We start from the raw sequence: 22769 nt of genomic DNA on the forward strand, positions 1-22769 counted from the left end.
ACGATGAAGAAGCACACCCTCGCCCCCCTGCTCGGCGCCTGCCTGCTCGCCGCGAGCTGCGCCACCACGCCTTCCAGCGCCGAGCTCGACCAGCTCACCACGCAGATCATGAAGGCCTCGTTCCGCGACCAGGGCATCGCCAAGGCCAGCCGGCTCGACCAGGACCTGGGCCAGAAAGCCTGCTCGTCCGACCGGCCGCCGCCCGAGGCCGTGGCCAAGCGCATCGAGGCCGAGGCGCTGGCCAGCATCCGCTGGCCGGCCGACGGCCGCTACCTCGGCGACTGGCGCGAGGGCGAGAAGCTCGCCCAGAGCGGCCGCGGCATGACCTGGACCGACGCCTCCGCCGAGCCCAAGGCCAACGGCGCCAACTGCTACAACTGCCACGAGATCGACAAGAAGGAGATCTCCTTCGGCACCATCGGCCCGAGCCTGTGGAACTACGGCAAGCTGCGCGGCGTGAAGGACGTGGCCGACCCGGCCAGCGCCGCGATCGTGCAATACACCTGGGGCAAGCTGTGGAACGGCAAGGCCTACGCGGCCTGCTCCAACATGCCGCGCTTCGGCCACATGAACCTGCTCGACGAGAACCAGCTCCGTCACGTGATGGCGTTGCTGCTCGACCCGCGCTCGCCCGTCAACCAGTGAGCACCGAGAAGCCCGCCCGCGCGGGCTTTTTGATCACCAAAACATAAGTCGATACTTATCATGAGTTTGAGCAAGCGCGAGTTCCTGCAAGTGCTGGGTGCCGCCGGCGTGGCCGGCATGGGGCTGGCCCGCCATGCGCAGGCCGACGCCGCCGGCGCCGAGCAGGCGCTCTACGAGCTGCCGCGCTTCGGCAACGTCTCGCTGCTGCACATGACGGACTGCCATGCGCAACTGCTGCCGATCCGCTTCCGCGAGCCGAGCGTCAACCTCGGCCTCGGCAGCATGGCCGGCGAGCTGCCGCACCTCGTGGGCGAGCACCTGCTGAAGAAGGCCGGGCTGCGCCCCGCCACGCGGCAGGCGCACGCCTACACCTACATCGACTTCGAGACCGCCTCGAAGCGCTACGGCAAGGTCGGCGGCTTCGCCGAGCTGGCCACGCTGGTCAAGCGCCTGAAGGCGGGCCGCCCCGGCGCGCTGCTGCTCGACGGCGGCGATACCTGGCAGGGCTCGGCCACCTCGCTGTGGACCAACGCGCAGGACATGGTCGACGCCTGCAAGCTGCTCGGCGTCGACGTGATGACCGGGCACTGGGAGTTCACCTACGGCATGGAGCGGGTCAAGCAGATCGTCGAGAAGGACTTCGCCGGGAAGGTCGACTTCGTCGCCCAGAACGTCAAGACCACCGACTTCGGCGACCCGGTGTTCGAGCCCTACGTCGTCAAGACCATCAACGGCGTGCCGGTGGCGATCATCGGCCAGGCCTTCCCCTACACGCCGATCGCCAACCCGCGCTACATGGTGGCCGACTGGAGCTTCGGCATCCAGGACGACAACCTGCAGAAGATGGTCGACGAGGCGCGCGGCAAGGGCGCGCAGGTGGTGGTGGTGCTGTCGCACAACGGCATGGACGTCGACCTGAAGATGGCCTCGCGCGTGCGCGGCGTCGACGCCATCCTCGGCGGCCACACGCACGACGGCATGCCGGTGCCGGTGCTGGTGAAGAACGCCGGCGGCACGACCATCGTCACCAACGCCGGCAGCAACGGCAAGTTCCTCGGCGTGATCGACTTCGACGTGAAGAGCGGCAAGGTGGCCGACTTCCGCTACACGCTGCTGCCGGTGTTCGCCGACCAGATCCGCCCCGACAAGGACATGGCCGCGCTGATCGCCCGCATCCGCGCGCCCTACGAGGCGAAGCTGGCCGAGACGCTGGCGGTCACCGACGGCACGCTGTACCGGCGCGGCAACTTCAACGGAAGCTGGGACCAGCTCGTCTGCGACGCGCTGATGGAGGTGCAGGACGCGCCCATCGCCTTCTCGCCGGGCTTCCGCTGGGGCACCTCGCTGCTGCCGGGCGAGGCGATCACGCGCGAGCTGATGATGGACCAGCTCGCCACCACCTACTCCTACGCCACCGTCACCGAGATGAGCGGCGAGACGATCAAGACCATCCTGGAAGACGTGGCCGACAACCTCTTCAACCCCGACCCGTACTACCAGCAGGGCGGCGACATGGTGCGCGTCGGCGGCCTGAGCTACGCGATCGAGCCGGGCGCGAAGATGGGCGCGCGCATCACCGACATGCGCCTGGGCGGCCAGCCCGTCGACGCGGCCAAGGCCTACAAGGTGGCCGGCTGGGCGCCGGTGGCCGAGGAAGCGCGCAGCGCCGGCAACAAGCAGGTGTGGGACGTGGTCGAGCAGTGGCTCAAGGCCAAGGGCCGCGTCGCGCCGCGCCGCATCAACACGCCGCGGCTGATCGGCGTGCAGGGCAACCCGGGCATCGCCTGACGTCATTTCCACCACGAGGAGACCTGGATGCTGAAGCTGCTTCGACTGTTCGCGGCCTTCGTGCTGAGCTTCGCCGCCGCCGGCGCGATGGCCCAGGACAAGGTGGTCTACCACTTCGACGATGCCGCCGCGCAGGCGCTCAAGGGCCTTCGCAACATCAAGAACCACCTCGACGTGGACCCCTCGGCGAAGATCACCGCGGTGACGCACGCCAACGGCGTCGACTTCCTGATGAAGGACGCCAAGGACCGCAACGGCAACCCCTACGAGGTGGCCGTGCAGGAACTGGTGGCGCGCGGCGTGAAGTTCGAGGTCTGCGAGATCACGCTGAAGAACCGCGGCCTGAAGAAGGAGCAGTTCATCGAGGAGGCCGGCTTCACGCCCTCCGGCGTGGTGCGCGTGGCCAAGCTGCAGCGCGAAGGCGCCGCCTACATCAAACCCTAGCGCCGCGGGTCGCCGATGAGCCTGGAGTCGCTGCTCGACCGCTTCGGCCAGGCCGCGGTGCTCGCCGGCGGCGGGCTCGTCATCGGCTTCGTGTTCGGCTTCTTCGCGCAGCGCTCGCGCTTCTGCCTGCGCTCGGCGGTGATCGAGTTCGCGCGCGGCGTGCCGGGCGGCAAGCTGACGGTGTGGCTGTTCGCCTTCGCCTTCGCGCTGCTGGGCACGCAGGCGCTGGTCGCGCTCGGCGCGATGGACGTGAGCGGCGCGCGCCAGCTCGCCGCGCGCGGCAGCCTCTCGGGCGCGGCGGTCGGCGGGCTGCTGTTCGGCATCGGCATGGTGCTGGCGCGCGGCTGCTCCAGCCGGCTGCTGGTGCTGGCCGCGCAGGGCAACCTGCGCTCGGTGCTGTCGGGCCTGGTGTTCGCGGTGGCCGCGCAGGCCTCGTGGACCGGCATGCTCGCGCCGTGGCGCGAGGCCATTTCCGCTTGGTGGACCGTCGAGGGCGGCGCCTCGCGCGACCTCACCGCGGTCTCCGGCCTGGGGCGGCCCGGCGCGCTGCTGTTCGGCGCGGTGTGGCTGGCGGCGGCCATCGTGTGGGCACGGCGCCAGCGCGTGCCGCCCTGGGGCTGGGCCGGCGCCAGCGCGGTCGGGCTGACGATCGCGGCGGCCTGGTGGTTCACCGCGGCGGTGGCCGCCACCTCGATGGAGGCCGGCCTCGCGCCGATCCAGGCGCTCAGCTTCACCGGCCCGAGCGCCGAGGTGCTCAGCCGCGTGCTGTTCGCGCCCGACAAGCCGCCGAGCTTCGACCTCGGCCTGGTGCCCGGCGTGTTCCTCGGCGCCTTCGTCGCGGCCGCGCTGTTCCGCGAGCTGAAGCTCGAAGGCTTCTCCGGCGGCGCCTCGATGCGGCGCTACCTGGTCGGCGCGGTGCTGATGGGCTTCGGCGGCATGACGGCCGGCGGCTGTGCCGTCGGCGCCGGGCTCTCGGGCGCGGCGGTGTTCACGATCACCTCCTGGATCACGCTGGCCGCGATGTGGCTGGGCGCGGCGCTGACCGACCGCCTGGTCGACCAGCACGGCCACGAGGCCGCGCAGCCCCACCTCGGCGACCAGCCCGTGCCCGCCAGCCGCGCCTTCACCTGATGCTCACGACGTTCACGACGCACACGCCATGAAGCCGTACCGACACCTGCTCGCCCTGCTCGCCGCCGCCGCGCTGACCGACGCACAGGCCGCGGACCTCGCACGCGCCGTCGAAATCGTCGAAGCCAAGTGCTTCATCTGCCACGGCACCGAGGGCGAGAGCTCGAGCCCGGCGTTCCCGCGCCTGGCGGGGCAGCACGCGAGCTACCTCGAGCGCCAGCTCATCGACTACAAGAGCGGCCGGCGCCGCAACGACACCATGCAGGCGATGGCCGCCGAGCTGACGGCCGACGAGATGCGCCTGCTGGGCATGTACTTCGAGTCGAAGCCGGCGCGTGCGCACCCGGTGACCGACCCCGAGCTGGCGCAGGTGGGCCGCTTCGTCTACAACCGCGGCAACCCGTTCTCCGGCGTGGCCGCCTGCGCCGACTGCCACGGCGCCGCCGGCCACGGCACCGAGAAGCTGCCGCGCCTGGGCGGCCAGCACGCGCAGTACGTGGAGAACCAGCTCAAGGCCTTCAGCAAGCGCGAACGCAGCAACGACAACGCGGTGATGCACACCATCGCCTCCAAGCTCACCGAGCTGGAGGCGAAGGCGGTGGCGTCTTACATCAGCGCATTGCAGTAGGCCATCCGCCGCTGCGGCGCCTCAGGCCAGGGCCAGCGAATCGGCCCAGATATTGTCGGCCCAGGACAGCGCATAGCGCCCCTCCACCTGGTTGGCCCCGGCGGACACGCCGCCCGAGCCGGGCACCGGCAGGAAGGTCTTCTGCGCCGCGTCGTACTGGTGCACCGAGGCCACGTGGATCACGTCCTTGCCCGACACGAAGCTGTAGCAGGTGTTCATCACCACCGGCGTCGCGTTGACCGCCTCGCCCTTGAGCAACTGGATGATCGCCGCGGCCGCCACCTTGGCGTGCTGGTTGGCCATGTGCCCCGACTTGGGCATGGTCGGCGCCGGGAAAGTGGCGTCGCCCAGCACATGCACCCCCGGCAGCGCGGTGGACTCCATCGTCAGCCAGTTCACCCCCACCCAGCGGTTGTTGACGTTGACCAGCCCGGCGTTCTTCGCCAGATCGGCCGCGCGCTGCGGCGGGATCAGGTTCAGCACGTCGGCCTTGACGTCCTCGAACTCCAGCCTGGCCACGCCGCCGGCGGCGTCGACCTCCTTCAGCTCGGCGTTCGCCCGGTACTCCAGGATGCCGGCATAGCGGTCCTTGAAGGCCTTCTCGAACAGCGCCTTCTTCGACTGCACCTCCGGGTTGGCGTCGAGCACCAGCACCTTGGACTTCGGCTTGGCCTGCTGCAGGTACGACGCCACCACGCAGGCGCGCTCGTAGGGCCCGGGCGGGCAGCGGTAGGGCACCTTGGGGATGGAGATGGCGAACACGCCGCCGTCCTTCATCGCCTCGATCTGCCGGCGCAGCGCCACGGTCTGCGCGCCGGCCTTCCAGCCGTGCAGGAACCTGGCCTGCGCCGCCGGCGCGCCCAGCCCGCCCACCGCCTCGGTCATGAAGTCGATGCCCGGCGAGACCACCAGCCGGTCGTAGCGCAGGGTGCTGCCGTCGGCCAGCTTCACGGTCTTGGCGGCGGCGTCGATCGCGCTGACTTCGCCTTGCACGACCTTGACGCCCAGCGCCTTCAGGCCGTCGTAGCCGCGCGTGACGTCGCCGATCTGCTTGTAGCCGCCGAGCACGAGGTTGGAGATCGGGCAGGAGACGAAGCTGGCGTTGCGCTCGACCAGCGTCACCTCGACGTTGCCGCCCCACATCCTGAGGTAGCGCGCGGCGGTGGCGCCGCCGAAGCCGCCTCCGACGACGACGACGCGGCCGATGGACGGGCCGGAGGACGAGGACGGCGCGGCGCAGCCGGCCAGCGAGAGCGCGCCGAAGGCGGCGCCGGCGCCCAGCAGGCGGCGGCGCGAGAGCGTGGTGTGATCGGTCATGGCGTCGTTGCTCCTCACTGCGCGGGCTTCTGGGCGGCGAACCACTGGGCGATCAGCTTGAGCTGTTCGTCGCTGTAGCCCTTGGCGATCTGGTGCATGATGGTCGCCGGCTGCGCCCCGCTCTTGTAGTCGGCGATCTGCGCCAGGATCTTCTCGGCCGACACCCCGGCCAGCGGCTTGACTTCCTTGCCTCGCACGTTGCCGTTCGTGCCGTGGCAGTTCGCGCACGTGGCCGCTAGGTTGCGCGCAAGGGTCGGGTCCTGGGCTTGGGCCAGGGCCCACGGTGAAGCCAGCGCCAGCACGGCGGCGGCCAGGGGACGGCGGACGGGCATGGGTCGGGTCTCCTCGGTTGTCAGTGGCGTTGTGAGTGGCGCGGATTGTGGGTCAATCATGGCCCGCGCGACCCTCGGGTTTATGCACTTGCGAACCGTGCTTGTGCGGATTTCAAATATCAGTCAATGCGAATCTACTGTTGCAACATGGCGGCCGCGATCGTGAAAACCCTTCCCGCGCTGCTGTTGGCGCTGGCGCTGCACGGCGCCGCCTGCGCGCAGGACACGCCGGTGCCCGAGCCGGTGGCGCCGGGCGCGTGGATGGTGCAGGGCCAGTCGGCGCTCGGCTCGGCGGCGAACCGCAACTTCATCTCCAACGCCGGCTTCGTGGTCACGAACGAGGGCGTGGTGGTGATCGACGCGCTCGGCTCGCCGGCGCTGGCCGAGGAGCTGATCGCGCGCATCCGCCGCATCACGCCCCAGCCGGTGACGCACGTGATCGTCACCCACTACCACGCCGACCACATCTACGGCCTGCAGGCCTTCAAGGCGGCCGGCGCGACGGTGATCGCGCAGCGCGCCGCCGGCGAGTACCTCAACTCGGAGACCGCCGCGCAGCGCCTGAAGGCGAGCCGCGAGGAGCTGTTCCCCTGGATCGACGAGAACACCCGCCTCGTGCCGGCCGACCGCTGGATCGACGGGCCGACCACGCTCACGGTCGGCGGCGTCGAGTTCCGGCTGATTCCGGTGGGCCCGGCGCACACGCCGGAAGACCTGGTGGTGCTGGTGCCCCGGCTGCGCGTGCTGTTCGCCGGCGACCTGGTGTTCCGCGGCCGCGTGCCCTTCGTCGGCCAGGCCGACAGCGGCCACTGGATCGAGGCGCTGGACGCGCTGCTCGCCCACGACATCGACGTGGTCGTTCCCGGCCACGGCCCGGCCTCGACCAGCGCGCGCGCCGACCTGCAGCTCACGCGCGACTACCTCGCGCACCTGCGCCGCACCATGGGCGAGGCGGCGCGTAACATGGAGCCGTTCGAGGAAGCCTACGAGAAGGCCGACTGGTCGCGCTTCGACAAGCTGCCGCTGTTCAAGGCGGCCAACCGCATCAACGCCTACAACACCTACCTGCTGATGGAGCACGAGGCGAAATGAAGCCCACGCGACGCGAATTCCTCTGCGCGACGGCAGCGGCGGCGGCCGGCGCGCTGGCGCCCACGGCCTTCGCCGCGCCGGCCGAACCCGGCGAACCGGTGCGCTGGCCGGCGGTGGTGACGCTGCTGGACGGCACGCGCTGGGCGCCCGCGGCCGGGCGCGCCCAGGTGGTGGTGTTCTGGTCGGTGAGCTGCCCGTTCTGCCGGCGCCACAACGCGCACGTCGACAAGCTGTACCGCGCGGCCGCGAACGGCGGCCCGCAGGTGCTCACGGTCAGCCGCGACCGCGACGTGGCCGAGGTGCGCCGCTACATCGCCGCCAACGGCTACGCCTTTCCCGTCAGCCTCGATCACGCGCCGCTGGCCGCCGCGCTGGCGGCGCGCAACGTCATCCCGCTCACGCTGCTCGTCGACCGCCAGGGACGCCTGAAGCAGGCCTTCCCCGGCGAGATGTTCGAGGAAGACGTGATGGAACTGCTCACGCTCTGACACCGCCGAGGAGCCCTGCATGAAGACCTTCGCCGCCGCCCTCGCGCTGGCCGCGCCGCTCGCCGCAGCGGCGCAGGCCGGCAGCGCGTTCAAGGACGCCGATCTCGCGCTCGGCGAGAAGCTGATCGCCGAGCACCGCTGCGGCGCCTGCCACATCCGCCGCGTCGGCGGCGACGGCAACGCCATCTACCGGCCGCAGGGCCGCATCAACACGCCCGGCGCGCTGCGCGGCATGGTCGAGTACTGCAGCACCGAGCTGAACCTGAGCCTGTTCCCCGAGGAACTCGACGCGATCGCCGCGGTGCTCGACCGCGACCACTACCGCTTCGGGCCGAAGAAGCAGTAGCCCGCGAGTTGGCTAGACTCGCGGCATGAGCGATGCCGCCGCCCCCGCCGGCAACAAGGAAGAGGCCGACGAAGTGTTCGAATCGGCCGCCGAGCTGTTCGCGCTGCTGTCCACGCCGATCCGCCTGAAGCTGCTGTCGGCGCTGTGCGGCGGCGAGCGCAACGTCTCCGAGTTGCTGGCGCAGATCGACACCACCCAGCCCAACCTCTCGCAGCACCTGGGCACGCTGTACCGCGCGCAGATCCTCGGCCGCCGCCGCGAGGGCACGCAGATCTACTACCGCATCGCCAACCAGCGTGCGGTGACGCTGTGCCGCGCGGTATGCACGCAGATCGCGCTGGAGATGGACGGCACGGCCGAGGTGCCCGAGGAAGAGCGGCTGCTGCCGACGCGCAGGCCGTGAGATGAGAGCCGCCGCTTGCCTCGCGCTGGCGCTGGCCGCGGCGCTGCCGGCGCACGGCGCCGGCCCCGAGCAGGTGGTGGGCGGCATCGATGCGGTGCTGTTCGTCTGCACGCCGCTGGACGCCAAGAGCGTGCGGCCGGGCCAGGAGCTGCTGCAGCGCGCGGTCGAGCGGCACAAGCTCGACCTCGCGGCGATCCGCAAGAGCGAACCCTACCGCGCGGCCTACAACGCCGAGGTCAACCGCCTGCTCGGGCTGCCGCCGCGCGAGCGGCTGGCGGCGTGCCAGAGCGCCTGGTGATCCCCGGCACCCGAAGCACGGGATTGCCGCCACGGCCCCGGCGCCGCACGATCGCCGCATGCCCTCCGCTCCCGACTCCGAGCCGCACGAGCCCTCCGGCGCCGACGCGCAGGTGCTGCGCTGGTACGAGTTGCTGCAACGGCTGCAGGCGCTCAACGCCCGGCTCGAATACCTCAAGCTGATGATGAAGCTGGGCGTGCGCTGACGGATTGACGCCCCCAGTCGCCACGCTCCTGCCCCCAAGGGGCGCCGCCCGGCTTGGGAACGGCCCGGCGCCGGGCCTCGCTCCCGCTCAGACGCCGGTCAGCACGCGCAGGTGCGCGGCCACGCTGCGCGCCAGCGCGCTGAGGTTGTAGCCGCCTTCCAGGCACGAGACGATGCGGCCCCTGGCGTGGCGGTCGGCCACGTCCTTGATGCGCATCGTGATCCACTCGTAGTCGGCCTCCACCAGCCCGAGCTGGCCGAGGTCGTCCTCGCGGTGCGCGTCGAAGCCGGCCGAGACGAACACCATCTGCGGGCGGAACTCGTCGAGCGCGGGCATCCAGTTGGCCTCGATCAGCTCGCGCAGCTCGCCGCCGCGCGTGTACGGCGGGATCGGCAGGTTGCGCATGTTGGTGGCCTTGGGCACCGCGCCGCTGTACGGGTACAGCGGGTGCTGGAAGAAGCTGACCATCAGCACGCGCTCGTCGCCGGCGAGGATGTCCTCGGTGCCGTTGCCGTGGTGCACGTCGAAGTCGATCACCGCGACGCGCTCCAGCCCGCGCACGTCGAGCGCGTGGCGCACCGCGACGGCGACGTTGTTGAAGAAGCAGAAGCCCATCGCCTCGTCGCGCATCGCGTGGTGGCCTGGCGGCCGCACCGCGCAGAAGGCGTTCTCGGCCTTGCCGTCGAGCACCAGGTCCGTCGCGGCCACCGCGGCGCCGGCCGAGCGCAGCGCGGCCTTCCAGGTGCCGGGGTTGGCGGCGGTGTCGGGGTCCAGCGCCCTCGATTCGCCGCTGGCCTCGATCTGCTGCAGCAGGTCGCGCAGTTCGGCGACGTAGTGGTGGGTGTGCGCCAGCTCGACGTCCTTCAGGTCGACCAGCGGCGCCTCGTGGCGCGTCAGCGCGATGTCCAGGCCGGTGGCGATCAGGTGGTCCTCGATCGCGTCGAGCCGCTGCGGGCACTCCGGGTGGCCCTGGCCCATGTCGTGGCGGCGGCAGTCGGCATGCGTGAAGAACGCTGTGCTCATGCGGTGCTCGTCTCTCTTCGGTTATGGTTTGGTCATGAACTCAGCACAGGCCGACCGCATTCACAGCCTCGTCGACCAGATTAGCACGATCATCGTCGGCAAACGGCCGCAGATCGAGGACTGCGTCGCATGCCTGCTCGCCGGCGGGCACCTCCTGATCGAGGACGTTCCCGGCGTCGGCAAGACCACGCTGGCGCACGCCCTGGCGGTGTCGCTGGGCCTGCGCTTCTCGCGCTGCCAGTTCACCGCCGACCTGATGCCGTCGGACTTGATCGGAGTCAGTGTCTACGAGCGCAGCAAGGAGGCGTTTGTCTTCCATCAAGGCCCGGTTTTTGCCCAGGTGCTGCTGGCCGACGAGATCAACCGCGCCGGCCCGAAGACGCAGAGCGCGCTGCTCGAGGCGATGGAGGAGCACCAGGTCAGCGTCGAGGGCGAGACGCGCGCGCTGCCCGCGCCCTTCTTCGTGATCGCCACGCAGAACCCGACCGACCAGCTCGGCACCTACCCGCTGCCCGAGTCGCAGCTCGACCGCTTCCTGATGTGCATCACGCTGGGCTACCCCGACGCGAAGAGCGAGCGCGCACTGCTGGCCGGGCAGGACCGGCGCGAGGCCATCCACGCGCTGCGGGCGGTGATGTCGCCGGCCGAGCTGATCGCCGCGCAGAAGCAGGTGCTGGCGGTGCACGCCTCGGAAGCGCTGCTCGACTACGTGCAGGCGCTGATCGGCGCGACGCGCTCGGGCCGCTGGTTCGTCGAGGGCCTGTCGCCGCGCGCCGGCATCGCGCTGCTGAAGGCGGCCAAGGCGCGCGCGCTGATCAACCGGCGCGACTACGTCGCCCCCGACGACGTGCAGGCGGTGCTGCCGCAGACGGTGGCGCACCGCCTCGTGCCGGTGGCCGGCGCCGGGCGCGGGCGCATCGAGCAGGTGCGCGCGATGATCGACGCGGTGGCGGTGCCGTGACGGCCATCGCCGCCGAGGCACCGCCACCCGGGCTCCGCGCGCGATTTCGCCACTGGTGGCAGTCGCGCCTGCCCGCCAGCGACACGCTGGTGCTCGGCCAGCGCAACGTCTACATCCTGCCGACGCCCGCCGGGCTGATGTTCGCGGCCACGCTCGTGGTGCTGCTGCTCGCCTCGATCAACTACCAGCTCAACCTCGGCTACGTGCTGACCTTCCTGCTGGCCGGCAGCGGCGTGGTGTCGATGCACGTCACGCACGCCACGCTGCGCGGCCTGACGCTGCGGCTGCGCGCGCCGGCGCCGGTGTTCGCCGGCGAGCCGGCGCTGCTCGACGTGGTGCTCGCCAGCCCCGACCGCGCGCGCTTCGGCATCGGGCTGAAGCTGCACGACGCCCCCGCCGCCACGCTCGGCTGGGTCGACGTGCCGGCGCAGGGCCAGGCGAGCGCGCAGTCGAGCTTCGTGCCCGCCGCGCGCGGGCTGCACGCGCTGCCGGCGCTGAGCGTCGAGACGCGCTTTCCGCTCGGGCTGTTCCGCGCCTGGGCGATCTGGCGCCCGGCCGCGCAACTGCTGGTCTACCCGGCGCCCGAGCGCCCGGCCGCGCCGCTGCCGCCGGCGCGCGCCGTCGCCGCGGGCACGGCGCGCGCGCGTGCCGCCGACGGCGGCGAGGTCGAGGGCGTGCGCGCCTACCGGCGCGGCGACCCGCTCAACCGCGTCTACTGGAAGAAGGCCGCCAAGGCAATGGCCAGCGGCGGCGAACTGGCCAGCCGCGACACCGCCGGCGCGGTGCAGCAGCAGCTCTGGCTCGACTGGCAGGGCTGCGCCGCGCTGGCGCCGGAGCAGCGCCTGGCGCGCCTGGCGGCCTGGGTGCTGGCGGCGCAGCGCGCCGGCGCCGAGTACGGCCTGGGCCTGCCCGGCGCGCGCATCGAGGCCGGCCAGGGCGAGGCGCAGCGGCGCCGCTGCCTGGAGGCCCTGGCGCTGTGGCGCTGACCAGCGCGCTGAGCGGCCCCGGCTGGCGCCTGCCACGCTGGCCCGGCTGGTCGCGCCTGCCGCGCGAGGGGCGCGACACGCTGTTCCTGCTCGGCGTGATCGCCTGGACGGTGCTGCCGCACGTCGAGCACCTGCCCGCCTGGTGCACCGCGCTGACCGCGCTGGTGCTGGCCTGGCGCGCCGCGCTGGCCGTCGGCAACGGGCCGCTGCCGGGGCGCTGGCTGCTGGTGGCGGTGCTGGCGGTGGCCGCGGCGCTGACCTTCATGAGCTTCCGCACCCTGCTCGGCAAGGAGCCGGGCGTGACCATGGCCGTGGTGCTGATGGCGCTGAAGACGCTCGAACTGCGCGCGCGCCGCGACGCCTTCGTCGTCTTCTTCCTCGGCTTCTTCCTGGTGCTGACGCACTTCCTTTACTCGCAGTCGCTGCCGGTGGCCGCGGCGATGCTGGTGTCGGTGTGGGGGCTGCTGACCGCGCTGGTGCTGGCGCACATGCCGGTCGGCCAGCCGAGCCTGAAGCAGGCCGGCCGGCTGGCGGCGCGCACTGCCGCTTTCGGCATGCCGATCATGCTGCTGCTGTTCCTGCTGTTCCCGCGCATCGGGCCGCTGTGGGGCGTGCCCAAGGACGGGCTCTCGGTCACCGGCCTGTCGGACCGGCTGCGCCTCGGCCAAGTGGCCGAGGTGGCGTCGGACGACCGCATCGCGCTGCGCCTGCGCTTCGAGGGCGAGGTGCCGCGGCCCGAGACACTGTACTTCCGCGGCCCGGTGCTCGCCAGCTTCGACGGCACCGAGTGGCGGCCGCTGCTGCCCAGCGTGCCGCCGCGCCTGCAACCGCAGGCCGAGCTGCGCACCAGCGGCGCGCCGGTGCGCTACGAGATGACGATCGAGCCGCTGCGCCTGCCGGTGCTGCCCCTGCTCGAAGCGAGCCCGGCCGCGCCGCAGATCGAGGGCTGGCGCGTGCGCGGCACCGAAGACCTGCAATGGCTCACCGACCGGCCGCTGATCGAGCGGCTGCGCTTGCAGGCCGAGGCGCACGTGCGCTTCGAGCACGGCCCGCGCGAGGCGGTGCCCGGCCTGCGCGACTACCTGCGCCTGCCGCCCGGCTTCAACCCGCGCACGCTCGAATGGGCCGAATCGCTCAAGCGCGAGCCCGGCCTGGCCGATGCCGGCGCGGCCGAGCTGGCGCGGCGCGTGATGCGCCACATCCGCGAGGGCGGCTACACCTACACGCTGGCGCCGGGCGAGTACGGCCGCGACGCGATCGACGAGTTCTGGCTCGACCGCAAGGAGGGCTTCTGCGAGCACTTCGCCGCCGCCTTCGTCGTCGTGATGCGCGCGGCGGGCGTGCCGGCGCGCATCGTCACCGGCTACCAGGGCGCCGAACCGCTGCCGCTGGACGGCTACACCGTGGTGCGCCAGAGCGCGGCGCACGCCTGGGCCGAATACTGGCAGGCCGGCAGCGGCTGGATGCGCGCCGACCCGACCGCCGCGGTGGCACCCGACCGCATCCAGCGCAGCGCGCGGCTGGCGCCGCCGCCGGGGCTGGTGGCCGGCGCGATCGACGCCGTCAACCCGCAACTGATGCGCCGCCTGCGCGACGGCTGGGAGACGCTGAACAACCGCTGGAACCAGTGGGTGCTGAACTACTCGCGCGGCCAGCAGTTCGATTTGCTGAAAGACCTGGGCGTCGAGTCGCCCGACTGGCAGACGCTGGCCAAGCTGCTGGTCATCGCCCTGAGCACGCTGGCGCTGATCGGCGCCGCCTGGGCCTGGTGGGACCGCCACCGCATCGACCCCTGGACGCGCCAGCGCGAGGCGCTGCAGCGCGTGCTGCGCCGCGTCGGCGTCGAGGCCGACGCGCACGACGCGCCGGCCACGCTGGCGCGGCGCGTGCGCGCGCGCCACGGCGCGGCCGGCGAGGCGCTGGCCGCGCTGATCGAGCGGCTGCAGGCGCAGCGCTACGGCCGCGACGCGCGGCGCGCGCCCGATGCCGCATTGACCCGTTCCTTCGCCGCCGCCGCGCAAGGCCTGGCGGCGCACGCCCCCGCCCGATGACACACCCCAGCCCGCCCCCCGCGCGCCGCCGCGCGCTGCACACGATCGCCGCCGCCGGCGCCGCCTTCGTGCTGCCGGCGCTCGCCGCGCCGCGCAAGGAAGAAGAACTGCCGCCCTACGGCCCGCGCGAGGACGTGATGCGCTTCGCCGACGAGGCCGCGGCGCGCCAGGGCCTGGACGCCGCCTGGGCGCGCGACGCGCTGGCGCGCGCGCGCCACGTGCCGGCGGTGGCGCGCCTGATCATGCCGCCGCCGGCCGGCACCGCGAAGAACTGGGCCGCCTACCGCGGCCGCTTCGTCGAGCCGCTGCGCATCCGCGCCGGCCTGGCCTTCTGGGCCGACAACGAAGCCTGGCTGGCGCGCGCCGAGCAGCGCTGGGGCGTGCCGCCGTCCATCGTCGTCGGCATCATCGGCGTCGAGACCATCTACGGCCGCCAGACCGGCGGCTTTCGCGTGCTGGACGCGCTGGCCACGCTGTCCTTCGACTTCCCCGCCGGCCGGCGCGACCGCACGCCCTTCTTCCGCGACGAGCTGGAAGCCTTCCTGCTGTACTGCCGCAACGAGGGGCTGGATCCCGCCGAGCCGCTGGGCAGCTACGCCGGCGCGATGGGCATGCCGCAGTTCATGCCGTCCAGCCTGCTGCGCTACGGCATCGACTTCGACGAGGACGGCCACGTCGACCTGCACCGCAGCCCGGCCGACGTGATCGGCAGCGTGGCGCACTACCTGGCGCAGTTCGGCTGGGAGCGCGACGTGCCGACGCACTTCGGCGTCGCCGCGCCAGTGGAGGTGCGCGAGCGCGCGCTGCTGCTCGTGCCCGACATCGTGCCGAGCTTCGCGGCGGCCGAGTTCGCCGAGCGCGGCGCGCTGCTCGACGAGGCCGGCCGCGCCTACGCCGGCAAGCTGGCGCTGGTCGAGCTGGCCAACGGCGAGGCCGCGCCGAGCTACGTCGCCGGCACGGGCAACTTCTACGCCATCACGCGCTACAACTGGTCGAGCTACTATGCGCTGGCCGTGATCGAGCTCGGGGAAGCCATCCGGCGCCAACGACGCTGACCACGCCGCGAGGCCCGCCCGATGCACCACGAGCTCACCCTGATCAACACCATCGCCGCGGCGCTCGGGCTGGCGCTGGTGCTGGGTTTCGTCGCGGCGCGGCTGAAGCTGCCGGCGCTGGTGGGCTACCTCGCCGCGGGCATCGTCATCGGGCCGTTCACGCCCGGCTTCGTCGCCGACGGCGCGCTCGCCGCGCAGCTCGCCGAGATCGGTGTGATGCTGCTGATGTTCGGCGTCGGGCTGCACTTCTCGCTGGCCGACCTGATGAGCGTCAAGCGCATCGCCGTGCCCGGCGCGGTGGTGCAGATCGCCGCGGCCACCGCGATGGGCGCGGCGATGTCCACCTACTGGGGCTGGGACCTCGGCGCCGCGCTGGTGTTCGGCCTGTCGCTGTCGGTGGCCAGCACGGTGGTGCTGCTCAAGGCGCTGGAGGCGCGCGGCGTGCTCGACACCGTCAACGGCCGCATCGCGGTCGGCTGGCTGGTGGTGGAAGACCTGGCGATGGTGCTGGTGCTGGTGCTGCTGCCGGCGCTCGCGCCGATGCTGCGGCCCGGCGGGGCCGCGGTCGACGCCGGGCTGTGGCTGACGCTGGCGCGCACGCTGCTGGCGGTCGGCGCCTTCGTCGCGCTGATGCTGGTGGTCGGGCGGCGCGTGTTCCCCTGGCTGCTGTGGCAGGTGGCCAAGACCGGCTCGCGCGAGCTGTTCACGCTGTGCGTGGTGGCCGCGGCGGTGACCATCGCCTTCGGCTCGGCCAGGCTGTTCGGCGTGTCGTTCGCGCTGGGCGCCTTCTTCGCCGGCATGGTGCTGCGCGAGTCGCAGTTCAGCCACCGCGCCGCCGAGGAGTCGCTGCCGCTGCGCGACGCCTTCGCGGTGCTGTTCTTCGTCTCGGTGGGCATGCTGTTCGACCCGCGCGTGGTGGCCGAGGAGCCGCTGCGCCTGCTCGGCGTGGTGGCGGTGATCGTGATCGGCAAGTCGCTCGCCGCCGCCGCGCTGGTGCTGCTGATGCGCTACCCGCTGACCACCGCGCTGACCGTCTCGGCCAGCCTGGCGCAGATCGGCGAGTTCTCCTTCATCCTCGCCGCGCTGGGCGTCTCGCTGCAACTGCTGCCGCCCGAGGGGCGCAGCCTGGTCGTCGCCGGCTCGCTGATCTCGATGGCGCTCAACCCGCTGACCTTCTCCTTCGTCGGGCCGATCGAGCGCTGGTTCCTGGCGCGCTCGGCGCTGGCGCGGCGCTTCGCGCAGCGCGACGACCCGCTCGCCGAGCTGCCGGCCAGCACCGAGGAACGCTACCTGGCGCGCCAGGTGGTGCTGGTGGGCTACGGCCGCGTCGGCCAGCGCATCGCGCGCGCGCTGCGCGAGCAAGGCATCCCCTGCGTGGTGGTCGACGAGAACCGCGAGCGCGTCGAGGAACTGCGCGCCCAGGGGCTGCCGGCGGTCAGCGGCGACGCCGCCGAGCCGGCGGTGCTGATCCAGGCGCACATCGCCGAGGCCGCGCTGCTGGTGATCGCCGTGCCGGGCGCGCTCGGCGTGCGCCAGATGATCGCCACCGCGCGCACGCTCAACCCGCAGGTGCAGGTGGCGGTGCGCTCGCACCACGAAGACGAGGCCAAGTGGCTGGCCGCCGAGGGCGGCGCGCGCGTCTTCGTCGGCGAGGAGGAACTGGCCCAATCCATGCTGCGCCACACACTCGCTACCATGCAGGCCATACCGACAAGTACAAAACCCCGGGGAGGCTGACCCGCATGCCGTACGCGAGAAGGCCGAGATGAAGACAAGAAGCGTCGTGATCCACACCGGCGAGCGTTTCGAGGTGCCGCAGGGCATCCAGCGCATCGACCACCGCTCCACCCACGGCTGGCAGTTGCGCTACGCCGGCACCAGGCTGTATTCCGACGGCGGCACGGGCGCGGCGGCCTCGCTGGCGGCGGCGCGCGCCGAGCTGCTGCGCCGCATCGCCAAGCTGCCCGCGCCCTCGCGGCTGCGGAGCCGGCCCAGCCGCCACAAACACAGCGACCTGCCGGTGGGCATCTCCGGCCCGGTGGTGCGCTGCCGGCCGGGATCGCAGACCATGGATTCGAGCCTGTCGGTCTCGCTGCCGCGCTACGGCCAGGCGCCGCTGCGCCGCAGCATCTTCATCGGCACGCAGAACACCTACACGCCCGAGCGCTTCCTCGCCGCGCTGGCCAGGGCGGTGGCGCTGCGCGAGCAGGCCGAAGCCGCCTACCAGCGCGCCGCCACCAAGGCCAAGCGGGCCGAGGCGCAGGCGCTGCGCGAGGCGGTGGGGGCGCCGCGGCGGGGTGCGAAGCGCTGAGGAGCGCAGACCCGGCCGAGCTTGCTGCCGGGCCTCTCAGGGCTTGCCCGCGGTGCCGCGGGCGCGTTGCACCTGCGCCCACAGCGCCTGGCACTGGTGTTCGAGCGGGCTGCTGGCCGCCGACGCGGCCGATGCGGCCGATGCGACCGATTTGGCCGCCTCGGCCTGCGCGGCGCGCAGTTCCTTGCGGTAGGCCGCGCCGCGGCGCAGTTCGGCGAGCCGCGCGCGGCCGGCGGCGTCGGCCTTGACGCGGTACACGGCGAGGTAGGCCTCGTCGCGCGCGCCTTTCATGGCCTCGAAGCGCGCTTCGCAGCGCGCGTAGCCGGTGTCGAAGCGCGCCAGGCCGCGCGCGTCGAAGCCGGCGGCGCCGGCCAGCGGCGGCGCGGCCAGCAACAGCAGCGCGAGGCCGGCGCGCCGACGCATCACGACCGCGGTGCCGGCACGGCCGGTGCCGCCGGCGCGGCGCAGCCGCGCGCCTGGCCGACGCCCTTCAGGTACGAGCGCCGCACCGAGCCGGCGGCGATCGCCGCGGCCACCTCGCGCGAGTAGCGCTCGGCGCCGGTCAGCTTGCGCACCCAGCCGCGGAACGGGATCACGCCTTCGGCGGTGTTGCGCAGTGCGCCGACGGCGGCGTCGTTGGCGCCCTGGCCGGCGCGCTCGATCAGGCTCGGGCGCGCGGCCGAGGGCGGCACGTCGAGGTCGGCGCCGAGCACGGCCTCGAGTTGCAGCACCTCGGCGGCGACGGCCTCGCAGCCGGCCTCCGGCGCGCGGTAAGGCCCCTTCAGCGCCGCGACCAGCGGCGGCGGGATCTCCGCGCGCACCAGGTTGAGATCGGCCAGCGGCGTGGTGGCCGCATCGGCGACCTCGTTGCCGGTCTTGGAGGAGGCGCAGGCGCAAAGCGCGAGCGCGAGCAGGCAGGAGGCGGTGCGTTTCATGGCGGGGCAGGATAGCAGCAGCGCCGGGGTGCCTCCCCCCGGAATCGGGTGGTCACCGGGCGTGACGGGTGGATAGGCGAGCGCCGCCGCAGGGCCTAAGCTTGGCGCCAACCCTGAAGAGCTTCGTCCCATGCCCTTGCGCCCCGCCCTGCCCGGCAGCTTTGCCGCCTCTCCGCCGCCCCCCGAACCCGCGTGGGCGCATGCCTCCGGCTGGGCGCAGTTGTCGGGCGCGCGCCAGACGGTGTCGTGCGTGCTGCCCTGCCGCGACCGCGCGCACGCGCTGCCGCAACTGCTGCCGCTGCTGAGCGACACGCTCACCGAATGCGGCTACCCCTGGGAGCTGATCGTGGTGGACTTCGGCAGCCGCGACGGCACCGATTCGCTGATGTCGGCCTGGGGCGAGCTGCCCGGCTTCCGCTACCTCTCGACCGACGGTCCGGTGGCGCTCGAAGAGGCCTTCGAGACCGGCATCCTCGCCGCGCGCGGCGACGCGGTGATCCTGCTCGACCCGGCGCTGCCGCACACGCCCGAGCTGATCCCGCAGATGATCCTGCAGTGGGAGTCCGAGGCGCGGCTGGTCTACGCCGCGCGCGACGCCGGCGGCGCCAGCCGGCTGCTGCGCTGGGACGAGGCGCTCGCCGCCGCGCAGACCGCGCGGCCCGACATGCACCTGCCGCCCGAGTGCATGCAGCTCTCGCTGCTCGACCGGCGGCTGGTCGACTGGCTGGTCCAGGCCGGCTGAAAGGTGATCGGCGGCCGGCGGCTCAGCGCCGCAGGTGCCGGATCATCGTGAACGCGAAGCCGACGATCGCCGCCGCCTGCAAAGCACCGGCGCCGGCACGCACGCCGCCGCTGCCGATCACGTCGCCCACCGCGCGCAGCGCCACGCCCAGCGCCATCAGGCCCACCGGCGCGAAGGCGAAGGGCCCGGGCGGCGAGATCGGGCGGCGCAGCAGCGCCGGCAGCATGATGGGCGCGTGGCCGAACACCATCGAGAACACGAAGCCCAGCAGCAGCATGTGCAGCGGGCCGGGTGAATCGAGCGGCATGCCGCGCAGCGCATTGACCGCGCCCCACAGCCCGGCCAGCAGCATCCAGAGGTAGCCCAGGCGCAGCGAACGCGCGGTGTGCAGCGTCCAGCCCAGGCGCTGCACCTGCGGCCGGCAGGCGAGGTCGTAGCGCAGCAGCCAGCCGGCGAACAGCGACATCGACAGCCACCACAGCCCGCCGGCCAGCGGATGTTCCAGCCCGGGCATCACCAGCAGCGCCAGCGCCGCCGCCTGCACGCCGGCCACCGCGACGTAGCCGCGCCGCGACTGCGCCGACAGCGGCACGAAACGCGCCAGCTCGCGGCGCTCGCCGACGATGGTCAGCACCAGGAACGAGGCCCACCACGCCACCACGGTCGAGAACGGCCGCGCCAGCAGCCACCACAGCGTGCCGCCGGCCCAGGCGAGCGCGCCGGCGCCCTCGATCGCGGTGTACAGCGCCGGCGCGCGCCGCAGCACCTCGGCATACACCGTCACCAGCGCCAGCGCGGCCAGCAGCCAGAACAGGCCGGCCAGCCCCGGCTGCAAGGCCAGCGCCGCGACGGTGCCGCAGGCGGCCAGCGCCGGCGCGGCGAAGGCGATCGGCTTCTTCAGCGCCGCGGCGCGCTCCAGCGCGATGCCGAAGCCGAAAAAGCCGCACACCATCAGCGCGCTGTGCAGCGCCACCGGCGCGACGAAGCGCTCGGGCAGCAGCGGCCAGCCGATGCGCACCAGCCCGCCGGCCAGGCCGGCGAGCATCGCCAGCCCGGCGGCGGCGGCGATCACCGCCACCAGGATCGACGCGCGCGGAAAGCCCCGCGAGGGCATGCCGGCACCGGCTCGTTTGCTCGTCATGATCGTTCGTCGTTCCAGCCCAGGCGCAGGCGCGCGCCGGGGCTCAGCCGCGAGGGATCCCACTGTAGGCCCTCGGCCTCGAAGACTTCCACCTCGCGGCCCGGGAAAACCGCTTGCAGGGCCTGGAACGCCTCGTCGGCGATGGCGTCGCCCATCGGGCAGGTCGGGCTGGTCAGCACCAGCGCCAGCCCGATGCGCGCGGGCGTGATGTCCAGCGTCTCCACCAGGCCCAGCTCGACGATGCTCTCGCCGATCTCGGGGTCGCTGACGCGGCCCAGCGCGTCGAGCGCGAGGCGGCGCTCGGCATCGACCGGCTCGGGGGTGTTGTCCATGAGCGCGATGGTGGCCCCGCGACGGCGCGCCGCCTTGATCGGCATCAGTCGAATCGGCGATGAAGGTGCATTTCAAATATTGCTTATGAAGCAGCGCACCCGTAGCATAGATTCATCGCCAATGAATCTTATGGAGCAGATGCCGCCATGTCCGCCAACACCACCACCGTCGATGTGCGCAACATCCCGCCGCGCGAGCGCCATCCGCTGATCTTCTCGACGCTGGGCACGCTGCTGCCGGGCGCGGCGATGGAACTGGTCAACGACCACGACCCGCGCCCGCTGTACCACCAGATCCAGGCCGAGAGCCCGGGCGGCTACGACTGGGCCTACCTGGAAAGCGGCCCCGACACCTGGCGCGTGCAGATCACGCGCCGCGAAGCCGCGGGCTCGTGCTGCGGCGGCTGCTGCGGCAGCAGGTGATCTTTCCCATGCGCCTGACCCGCTTCACCGACTACAGCCTGCGCGTGCTGATCTACCTGGCCTGCGAGCCGGGCCGGCGCGCCACGATCGCCGAGATCGCGCAGGCTTTCGAGGTGTCGGAGAACCATCTCACCAAGGTCGTGCACTTCCTCGGCCAGCAGGGCTGGGTGGAGACGGTGCGCGGCAAGGGCGGCGGGCTGGCGCTGGGCCGCGACGCGGCCGCGCTGCGCGTCGGCGAGGTGGTGCGGCGCGCCGAGGGCGGCGCGATGCCGGCCGAATGCTTCGAGCGCGAGGCGGACGCCGGCGCGCGCCGCTGCACGATCGCTCCCGCATGCCTGCTGCACGGCGCGCTGCGCGAAGCCAGCGAGGCCTTCCACGCCGCGCTCGACGCCTACACGCTGGCCGACCTGGTGCGGCCGCGCGCGGCGATCTCGCGCCTGTTGTTCATCGGCCGCGAACGCCCCGCCGCGCTCGCGCGCGCGGCCGGCCGCCACTGACATGACCACCATGCTGCTGCACCTCGAAGAGCCCCGGCCCGGGCCCGCGCGCGGCTTCGCGCTCTGGCAACTGGGCTTCCGCCCGTTCTACCTGCTGGCCAGCGGCTTCGCGGCGCTGTCGGTGCTGCTGTGGGCGCTGCAGTTCGCCGGCTGGCTGGGCCGCCCCTACCTCGCCGGGCCGCTGTGGCACGCGCACGAGATGCTGTTCGGCTACGGGCTCGCGGTGGTGGTGGGCTTTCTCTTCACCGCCGGGCGCAACTGGTCGGGCCAGGCGACGCCCAGCGGCGTGCCGCTGGCGCTGCTGGCGCTGCTGTGGCTGGCCGGCCGCGTGCTGGTGCTGACGCCCTTCGGCTGGGCCGCGGCCGTCGTCAACGCCGCCTTCCCGGTGGCCGCGGCGATCGGGCTGGGCCTGGCGCTCTACCGCGGGCGCAACCAGCGCAACTACTTCTTCGTCGCGGTGCTGCTGGCCTTCGGCGTCGCGCAGTTCATGCTGCACCTGGCGCAGCTCGGCGTGCTGGCGCTGCCCGGCTGGGTGGGCGTGCAGGTGGCGCTCGACCTGATGCTGTTCGTGATGGCGGTGATGGGCGGGCGCGTGATCCCGATGTTCACCAACAACGGCGTGCCGGGCGTGCAGGCGCGCCGCCAGCCGACGCTGGAGAAAGCCGCGCTCGGCGCGGTGCTGGCGCTGACCGCGGCCGATCTGGTCGGCCCGCAAGGCGCGGCGCTGGCGCTGCTGCTCGCGCTGGCCGCGCTGCTGCACGGCGCGCGGCTGGCCCTGTGGCAGCCGTGGCGCACGCTGCGCACGCCGCTGGTGTGGGTGCTGCACGCGGCTTATGCCTTCATCGTGCTGCACCTGCTGCTGCGCGCCGGCGCGGCGGCCGGCTGGATCGCCCCCTCGGTGGCCACGCACGCGCTGACCGCCGGCGCGATCGGCACCATGACCATCGGCATGATGACGCGCACCGCGCGCGGCCACACCGCGCGGCCGCTGCGCGCCGACCGCTTCGACATCGCCTGCTACCTGTGCGTGCTCGTGTCGGCGCTGGTGCGCGTGGGCGTGCCGCTGGCCGCGCCGCAGTTCACCGTCGGCGCGACGCTGGCCTCGGGCTGGCTGTGGGCCTGCGGCTTCGGGCTGTACACGATCCGCTACGCACCCTTCCTGATCCGCCCGCGGCTGGACGGCAAACCCGGCTGA

Annotated in this window: 28 protein-coding genes; 21 read left to right on the plus strand and 7 right to left on the minus strand. The window is 72.8% G+C overall.

All coding sequences use genetic code 11. The annotated features are described in order from the left end of the window. Nucleotides 1-3: 3 nt before the first annotated feature. The 5 genes from soxX to QM792_RS17805 are packed head-to-tail and all read left to right on the plus strand — an operon-like array spanning nucleotide 4 to nucleotide 4636. The gene (soxX, locus tag QM792_RS17785; protein WP_415151431.1) at nucleotides 4-645 is read left to right on the plus strand and encodes a sulfur oxidation c-type cytochrome SoxX; all 642 of its coding nucleotides are present in this window, start codon (nucleotides 4-6) and stop codon (nucleotides 643-645) included. A gap of 60 nt (nucleotides 646-705) precedes the next feature. Further along, the gene (gene soxB / locus QM792_RS17790; protein WP_415151432.1) at nucleotides 706-2433 is read left to right on the plus strand and encodes a thiosulfohydrolase SoxB; all 1728 of its coding nucleotides are present in this window, start codon (nucleotides 706-708) and stop codon (nucleotides 2431-2433) included. A gap of 27 nt (nucleotides 2434-2460) precedes the next feature. Beyond that, the gene (locus tag QM792_RS17795; protein WP_415151433.1) at nucleotides 2461-2877 is read left to right on the plus strand and encodes a DsrE family protein; all 417 of its coding nucleotides are present in this window, start codon (nucleotides 2461-2463) and stop codon (nucleotides 2875-2877) included. 15 nt (nucleotides 2878-2892) lie between these two features. Continuing rightward, nucleotides 2893-4008, plus strand: coding sequence for a YeeE/YedE family protein (locus tag QM792_RS17800; protein ID WP_415151434.1), 1116 nt, complete (start codon nucleotides 2893-2895; stop codon nucleotides 4006-4008). 28 nt (nucleotides 4009-4036) lie between these two features. After that, a complete protein-coding gene (locus QM792_RS17805; RefSeq protein ID WP_415151435.1) occupies nucleotides 4037-4636 on the plus strand; it encodes a c-type cytochrome in 600 nt (199 codons plus the stop codon). A gap of 21 nt (nucleotides 4637-4657) precedes the next feature. On the opposite strand, the gene QM792_RS17810 is transcribed toward QM792_RS17805, so the two are convergent. Both QM792_RS17810 and QM792_RS17815 read right to left on the minus strand, forming a co-directional pair. After that, a complete protein-coding gene (locus QM792_RS17810; protein WP_415150804.1) occupies nucleotides 4658-5953 on the minus strand; it encodes an FCSD flavin-binding domain-containing protein in 1296 nt (431 codons plus the stop codon). A 14-nt stretch (nucleotides 5954-5967) separates the two neighbouring features. Then, the gene (locus tag QM792_RS17815) at nucleotides 5968-6285 is read right to left on the minus strand and encodes a c-type cytochrome (protein ID WP_415151436.1); all 318 of its coding nucleotides are present in this window, start codon (nucleotides 6283-6285) and stop codon (nucleotides 5968-5970) included. A gap of 147 nt (nucleotides 6286-6432) precedes the next feature. Between QM792_RS17815 and QM792_RS17820 the strand changes: the two genes are divergently transcribed. From QM792_RS17820 to QM792_RS17845, 6 genes are read left to right on the plus strand one after another with little or no spacing between them, the layout of a single operon-like run. Then, nucleotides 6433-7377: an MBL fold metallo-hydrolase gene (locus QM792_RS17820; protein WP_415151437.1), complete on the plus strand. Its 945-nt coding sequence runs from the start codon at nucleotides 6433-6435 to the stop codon at nucleotides 7375-7377. Next, nucleotides 7374-7865 carry a TlpA disulfide reductase family protein gene (locus QM792_RS17825; protein WP_415151438.1) on the plus strand — a complete coding sequence of 164 codons (492 nt, stop codon included), beginning with the start codon at nucleotides 7374-7376 and terminating at the stop codon, nucleotides 7863-7865. The genes QM792_RS17820 and QM792_RS17825 overlap by 4 nt, the downstream gene beginning before the upstream one ends. Before the next feature lie 19 nt (nucleotides 7866-7884). Beyond that, on the plus strand, nucleotides 7885-8211 hold the full coding sequence (locus QM792_RS17830) for a hypothetical protein (RefSeq protein WP_415151439.1): 327 nt from the start codon (nucleotides 7885-7887) through the stop codon (nucleotides 8209-8211). Between the two features lie 25 nt (nucleotides 8212-8236). Further along, the gene (locus QM792_RS17835) at nucleotides 8237-8614 is read left to right on the plus strand and encodes an ArsR/SmtB family transcription factor (protein ID WP_415151440.1); all 378 of its coding nucleotides are present in this window, start codon (nucleotides 8237-8239) and stop codon (nucleotides 8612-8614) included. A 1-nt stretch (nucleotide 8615) separates the two neighbouring features. Beyond that, nucleotides 8616-8912 carry a hypothetical protein gene (locus QM792_RS17840; protein WP_415151441.1) on the plus strand — a complete coding sequence of 99 codons (297 nt, stop codon included), beginning with the start codon at nucleotides 8616-8618 and terminating at the stop codon, nucleotides 8910-8912. Nucleotides 8913-8970: 58 nt separating this feature from the next. Further along, the gene (locus tag QM792_RS17845) at nucleotides 8971-9117 is read left to right on the plus strand and encodes a hypothetical protein (RefSeq protein WP_415151442.1); all 147 of its coding nucleotides are present in this window, start codon (nucleotides 8971-8973) and stop codon (nucleotides 9115-9117) included. An 87-nt stretch (nucleotides 9118-9204) separates the two neighbouring features. Here QM792_RS17845 and QM792_RS17850 read toward each other — a convergent pair whose 3' ends face one another. Then, complete coding sequence (locus QM792_RS17850; protein ID WP_415151443.1) at nucleotides 9205-10140, minus strand: histone deacetylase family protein; 936 nt, start codon at nucleotides 10138-10140, stop codon at nucleotides 9205-9207. Between the two features lie 34 nt (nucleotides 10141-10174). Between QM792_RS17850 and QM792_RS17855 the strand changes: the two genes are divergently transcribed. Genes QM792_RS17855 through QM792_RS17880 form a run of 6 tightly spaced genes read left to right on the plus strand, consistent with a single transcriptional unit; the run spans nucleotide 10175 to nucleotide 17504 of the window. Beyond that, a complete protein-coding gene (locus QM792_RS17855; RefSeq protein ID WP_415151444.1) occupies nucleotides 10175-11101 on the plus strand; it encodes an AAA family ATPase in 927 nt (308 codons plus the stop codon). Beyond that, nucleotides 11098-12087, plus strand: a complete 990-nt coding sequence (locus QM792_RS17860) for a DUF58 domain-containing protein (protein ID WP_415151445.1) — start codon at nucleotides 11098-11100, stop codon at nucleotides 12085-12087. The genes QM792_RS17855 and QM792_RS17860 overlap by 4 nt, the downstream gene beginning before the upstream one ends. Continuing rightward, nucleotides 12078-14138: a transglutaminaseTgpA domain-containing protein gene (locus tag QM792_RS17865; protein WP_415151446.1), complete on the plus strand. Its 2061-nt coding sequence runs from the start codon at nucleotides 12078-12080 to the stop codon at nucleotides 14136-14138. Before QM792_RS17860 ends, QM792_RS17865 begins: the two co-directional genes overlap by 10 nt. Further along, the gene (gene mltB / locus QM792_RS17870) at nucleotides 14135-15193 is read left to right on the plus strand and encodes a lytic murein transglycosylase B (RefSeq protein WP_415151447.1); all 1059 of its coding nucleotides are present in this window, start codon (nucleotides 14135-14137) and stop codon (nucleotides 15191-15193) included. The genes QM792_RS17865 and mltB overlap by 4 nt, the downstream gene beginning before the upstream one ends. A gap of 21 nt (nucleotides 15194-15214) precedes the next feature. After that, a complete protein-coding gene (gene ybaL / locus QM792_RS17875) occupies nucleotides 15215-16930 on the plus strand; it encodes a YbaL family putative K(+) efflux transporter (RefSeq protein WP_415151448.1) in 1716 nt (571 codons plus the stop codon). 28 nt (nucleotides 16931-16958) lie between these two features. Further along, entirely contained in the window at nucleotides 16959-17504 is a 546-nt protein-coding gene (locus tag QM792_RS17880; RefSeq protein ID WP_415151449.1) for a hypothetical protein, read from the plus strand. Between the two features lie 36 nt (nucleotides 17505-17540). Here the strand turns inward: QM792_RS17880 and QM792_RS17885 are convergent, their stop codons facing one another. Together QM792_RS17885 and QM792_RS17890 are read right to left on the minus strand one after the other, a co-directional pair. Then, nucleotides 17541-17927: a hypothetical protein gene (locus QM792_RS17885; protein ID WP_415151450.1), complete on the minus strand. Its 387-nt coding sequence runs from the start codon at nucleotides 17925-17927 to the stop codon at nucleotides 17541-17543. Continuing rightward, nucleotides 17927-18439: a hypothetical protein gene (locus QM792_RS17890; protein WP_415151451.1), complete on the minus strand. Its 513-nt coding sequence runs from the start codon at nucleotides 18437-18439 to the stop codon at nucleotides 17927-17929. The genes QM792_RS17885 and QM792_RS17890 overlap by 1 nt, the downstream gene beginning before the upstream one ends. 130 nt (nucleotides 18440-18569) lie before the next feature. Here QM792_RS17890 and QM792_RS17895 point away from each other — a divergent pair, with 130 nt between their 5' ends. Further along, nucleotides 18570-19181 (plus strand): glycosyltransferase, encoded by a 612-nt coding sequence (locus QM792_RS17895; protein ID WP_415151452.1) that lies wholly within the window; start codon nucleotides 18570-18572, stop codon nucleotides 19179-19181. Between the two features lie 22 nt (nucleotides 19182-19203). Here the strand turns inward: QM792_RS17895 and QM792_RS17900 are convergent, their stop codons facing one another. Both QM792_RS17900 and QM792_RS17905 read right to left on the minus strand, forming a co-directional pair. Beyond that, on the minus strand, nucleotides 19204-20322 hold the full coding sequence (locus QM792_RS17900) for a hypothetical protein (RefSeq protein WP_415151453.1): 1119 nt from the start codon (nucleotides 20320-20322) through the stop codon (nucleotides 19204-19206). Further along, on the minus strand, nucleotides 20319-20654 hold the full coding sequence (locus tag QM792_RS17905) for a metal-sulfur cluster assembly factor (RefSeq protein WP_415151454.1): 336 nt from the start codon (nucleotides 20652-20654) through the stop codon (nucleotides 20319-20321). The genes QM792_RS17900 and QM792_RS17905 overlap by 4 nt, the downstream gene beginning before the upstream one ends. A gap of 147 nt (nucleotides 20655-20801) precedes the next feature. Between QM792_RS17905 and QM792_RS17910 the strand changes: the two genes are divergently transcribed. Genes QM792_RS17910 through QM792_RS17920 form a run of 3 tightly spaced genes read left to right on the plus strand, consistent with a single transcriptional unit; the run spans nucleotide 20802 to nucleotide 22769 of the window. Then, a complete protein-coding gene (locus tag QM792_RS17910; protein ID WP_415151455.1) occupies nucleotides 20802-21077 on the plus strand; it encodes a DUF2249 domain-containing protein in 276 nt (91 codons plus the stop codon). 8 nt (nucleotides 21078-21085) lie between these two features. Beyond that, nucleotides 21086-21574, plus strand: coding sequence for an Rrf2 family transcriptional regulator (locus QM792_RS17915; protein ID WP_415151456.1), 489 nt, complete (start codon nucleotides 21086-21088; stop codon nucleotides 21572-21574). Nucleotide 21575: 1 nt separating this feature from the next. Then, on the plus strand, nucleotides 21576-22769 hold the full coding sequence (locus QM792_RS17920) for an NnrS family protein (protein WP_415151457.1): 1194 nt from the start codon (nucleotides 21576-21578) through the stop codon (nucleotides 22767-22769).

Source organism: Piscinibacter sp. (assembly GCF_047600445.1).
Taxonomy (GTDB): domain Bacteria; phylum Pseudomonadota; class Gammaproteobacteria; order Burkholderiales; family Burkholderiaceae_C; genus Piscinibacter.

Excerpts from the sequence above, each read along its gene's own strand:
- soxX (WP_415151431.1), top strand. The coding sequence starts at position 4 with ATGAAGAAGCACACCCTCGCCCCCCTGCTCGGCGCCTGCCTGCTCGCC.
- soxB (WP_415151432.1), top strand. The coding sequence starts at position 706 with ATGAGTTTGAGCAAGCGCGAGTTCCTGCAAGTGCTGGGTGCCGCCGGC.
- QM792_RS17795 (WP_415151433.1), top strand. The coding sequence starts at position 2,461 with ATGCTGAAGCTGCTTCGACTGTTCGCGGCCTTCGTGCTGAGCTTCGCC.
- QM792_RS17800 (WP_415151434.1), top strand. The coding sequence starts at position 2,893 with ATGAGCCTGGAGTCGCTGCTCGACCGCTTCGGCCAGGCCGCGGTGCTC.
- QM792_RS17805 (WP_415151435.1), top strand. The coding sequence starts at position 4,037 with ATGAAGCCGTACCGACACCTGCTCGCCCTGCTCGCCGCCGCCGCGCTG.
- QM792_RS17810 (WP_415150804.1), bottom strand. The coding sequence starts at position 5,953 with ATGACCGATCACACCACGCTCTCGCGCCGCCGCCTGCTGGGCGCCGGC.
- QM792_RS17815 (WP_415151436.1), bottom strand. The coding sequence starts at position 6,285 with ATGCCCGTCCGCCGTCCCCTGGCCGCCGCCGTGCTGGCGCTGGCTTCA.
- QM792_RS17820 (WP_415151437.1), top strand. The coding sequence starts at position 6,433 with ATGGCGGCCGCGATCGTGAAAACCCTTCCCGCGCTGCTGTTGGCGCTG.
- QM792_RS17825 (WP_415151438.1), top strand. The coding sequence starts at position 7,374 with ATGAAGCCCACGCGACGCGAATTCCTCTGCGCGACGGCAGCGGCGGCG.
- QM792_RS17830 (WP_415151439.1), top strand. The coding sequence starts at position 7,885 with ATGAAGACCTTCGCCGCCGCCCTCGCGCTGGCCGCGCCGCTCGCCGCA.
- QM792_RS17835 (WP_415151440.1), top strand. The coding sequence starts at position 8,237 with ATGAGCGATGCCGCCGCCCCCGCCGGCAACAAGGAAGAGGCCGACGAA.
- QM792_RS17840 (WP_415151441.1), top strand. The coding sequence starts at position 8,616 with ATGAGAGCCGCCGCTTGCCTCGCGCTGGCGCTGGCCGCGGCGCTGCCG.
- QM792_RS17845 (WP_415151442.1), top strand. The coding sequence starts at position 8,971 with ATGCCCTCCGCTCCCGACTCCGAGCCGCACGAGCCCTCCGGCGCCGAC.
- QM792_RS17850 (WP_415151443.1), bottom strand. The coding sequence starts at position 10,140 with ATGAGCACAGCGTTCTTCACGCATGCCGACTGCCGCCGCCACGACATG.
- QM792_RS17855 (WP_415151444.1), top strand. The coding sequence starts at position 10,175 with ATGAACTCAGCACAGGCCGACCGCATTCACAGCCTCGTCGACCAGATT.
- mltB (WP_415151447.1), top strand. The coding sequence starts at position 14,135 with ATGACACACCCCAGCCCGCCCCCCGCGCGCCGCCGCGCGCTGCACACG.
- ybaL (WP_415151448.1), top strand. The coding sequence starts at position 15,215 with ATGCACCACGAGCTCACCCTGATCAACACCATCGCCGCGGCGCTCGGG.
- QM792_RS17880 (WP_415151449.1), top strand. The coding sequence starts at position 16,959 with ATGAAGACAAGAAGCGTCGTGATCCACACCGGCGAGCGTTTCGAGGTG.
- QM792_RS17885 (WP_415151450.1), bottom strand. The coding sequence starts at position 17,927 with ATGCGTCGGCGCGCCGGCCTCGCGCTGCTGTTGCTGGCCGCGCCGCCG.
- QM792_RS17890 (WP_415151451.1), bottom strand. The coding sequence starts at position 18,439 with ATGAAACGCACCGCCTCCTGCCTGCTCGCGCTCGCGCTTTGCGCCTGC.
- QM792_RS17895 (WP_415151452.1), top strand. The coding sequence starts at position 18,570 with ATGCCCTTGCGCCCCGCCCTGCCCGGCAGCTTTGCCGCCTCTCCGCCG.
- QM792_RS17900 (WP_415151453.1), bottom strand. The coding sequence starts at position 20,322 with ATGACGAGCAAACGAGCCGGTGCCGGCATGCCCTCGCGGGGCTTTCCG.
- QM792_RS17905 (WP_415151454.1), bottom strand. The coding sequence starts at position 20,654 with ATGGACAACACCCCCGAGCCGGTCGATGCCGAGCGCCGCCTCGCGCTC.
- QM792_RS17910 (WP_415151455.1), top strand. The coding sequence starts at position 20,802 with ATGTCCGCCAACACCACCACCGTCGATGTGCGCAACATCCCGCCGCGC.
- QM792_RS17915 (WP_415151456.1), top strand. The coding sequence starts at position 21,086 with ATGCGCCTGACCCGCTTCACCGACTACAGCCTGCGCGTGCTGATCTAC.
- QM792_RS17920 (WP_415151457.1), top strand. The coding sequence starts at position 21,576 with ATGACCACCATGCTGCTGCACCTCGAAGAGCCCCGGCCCGGGCCCGCG.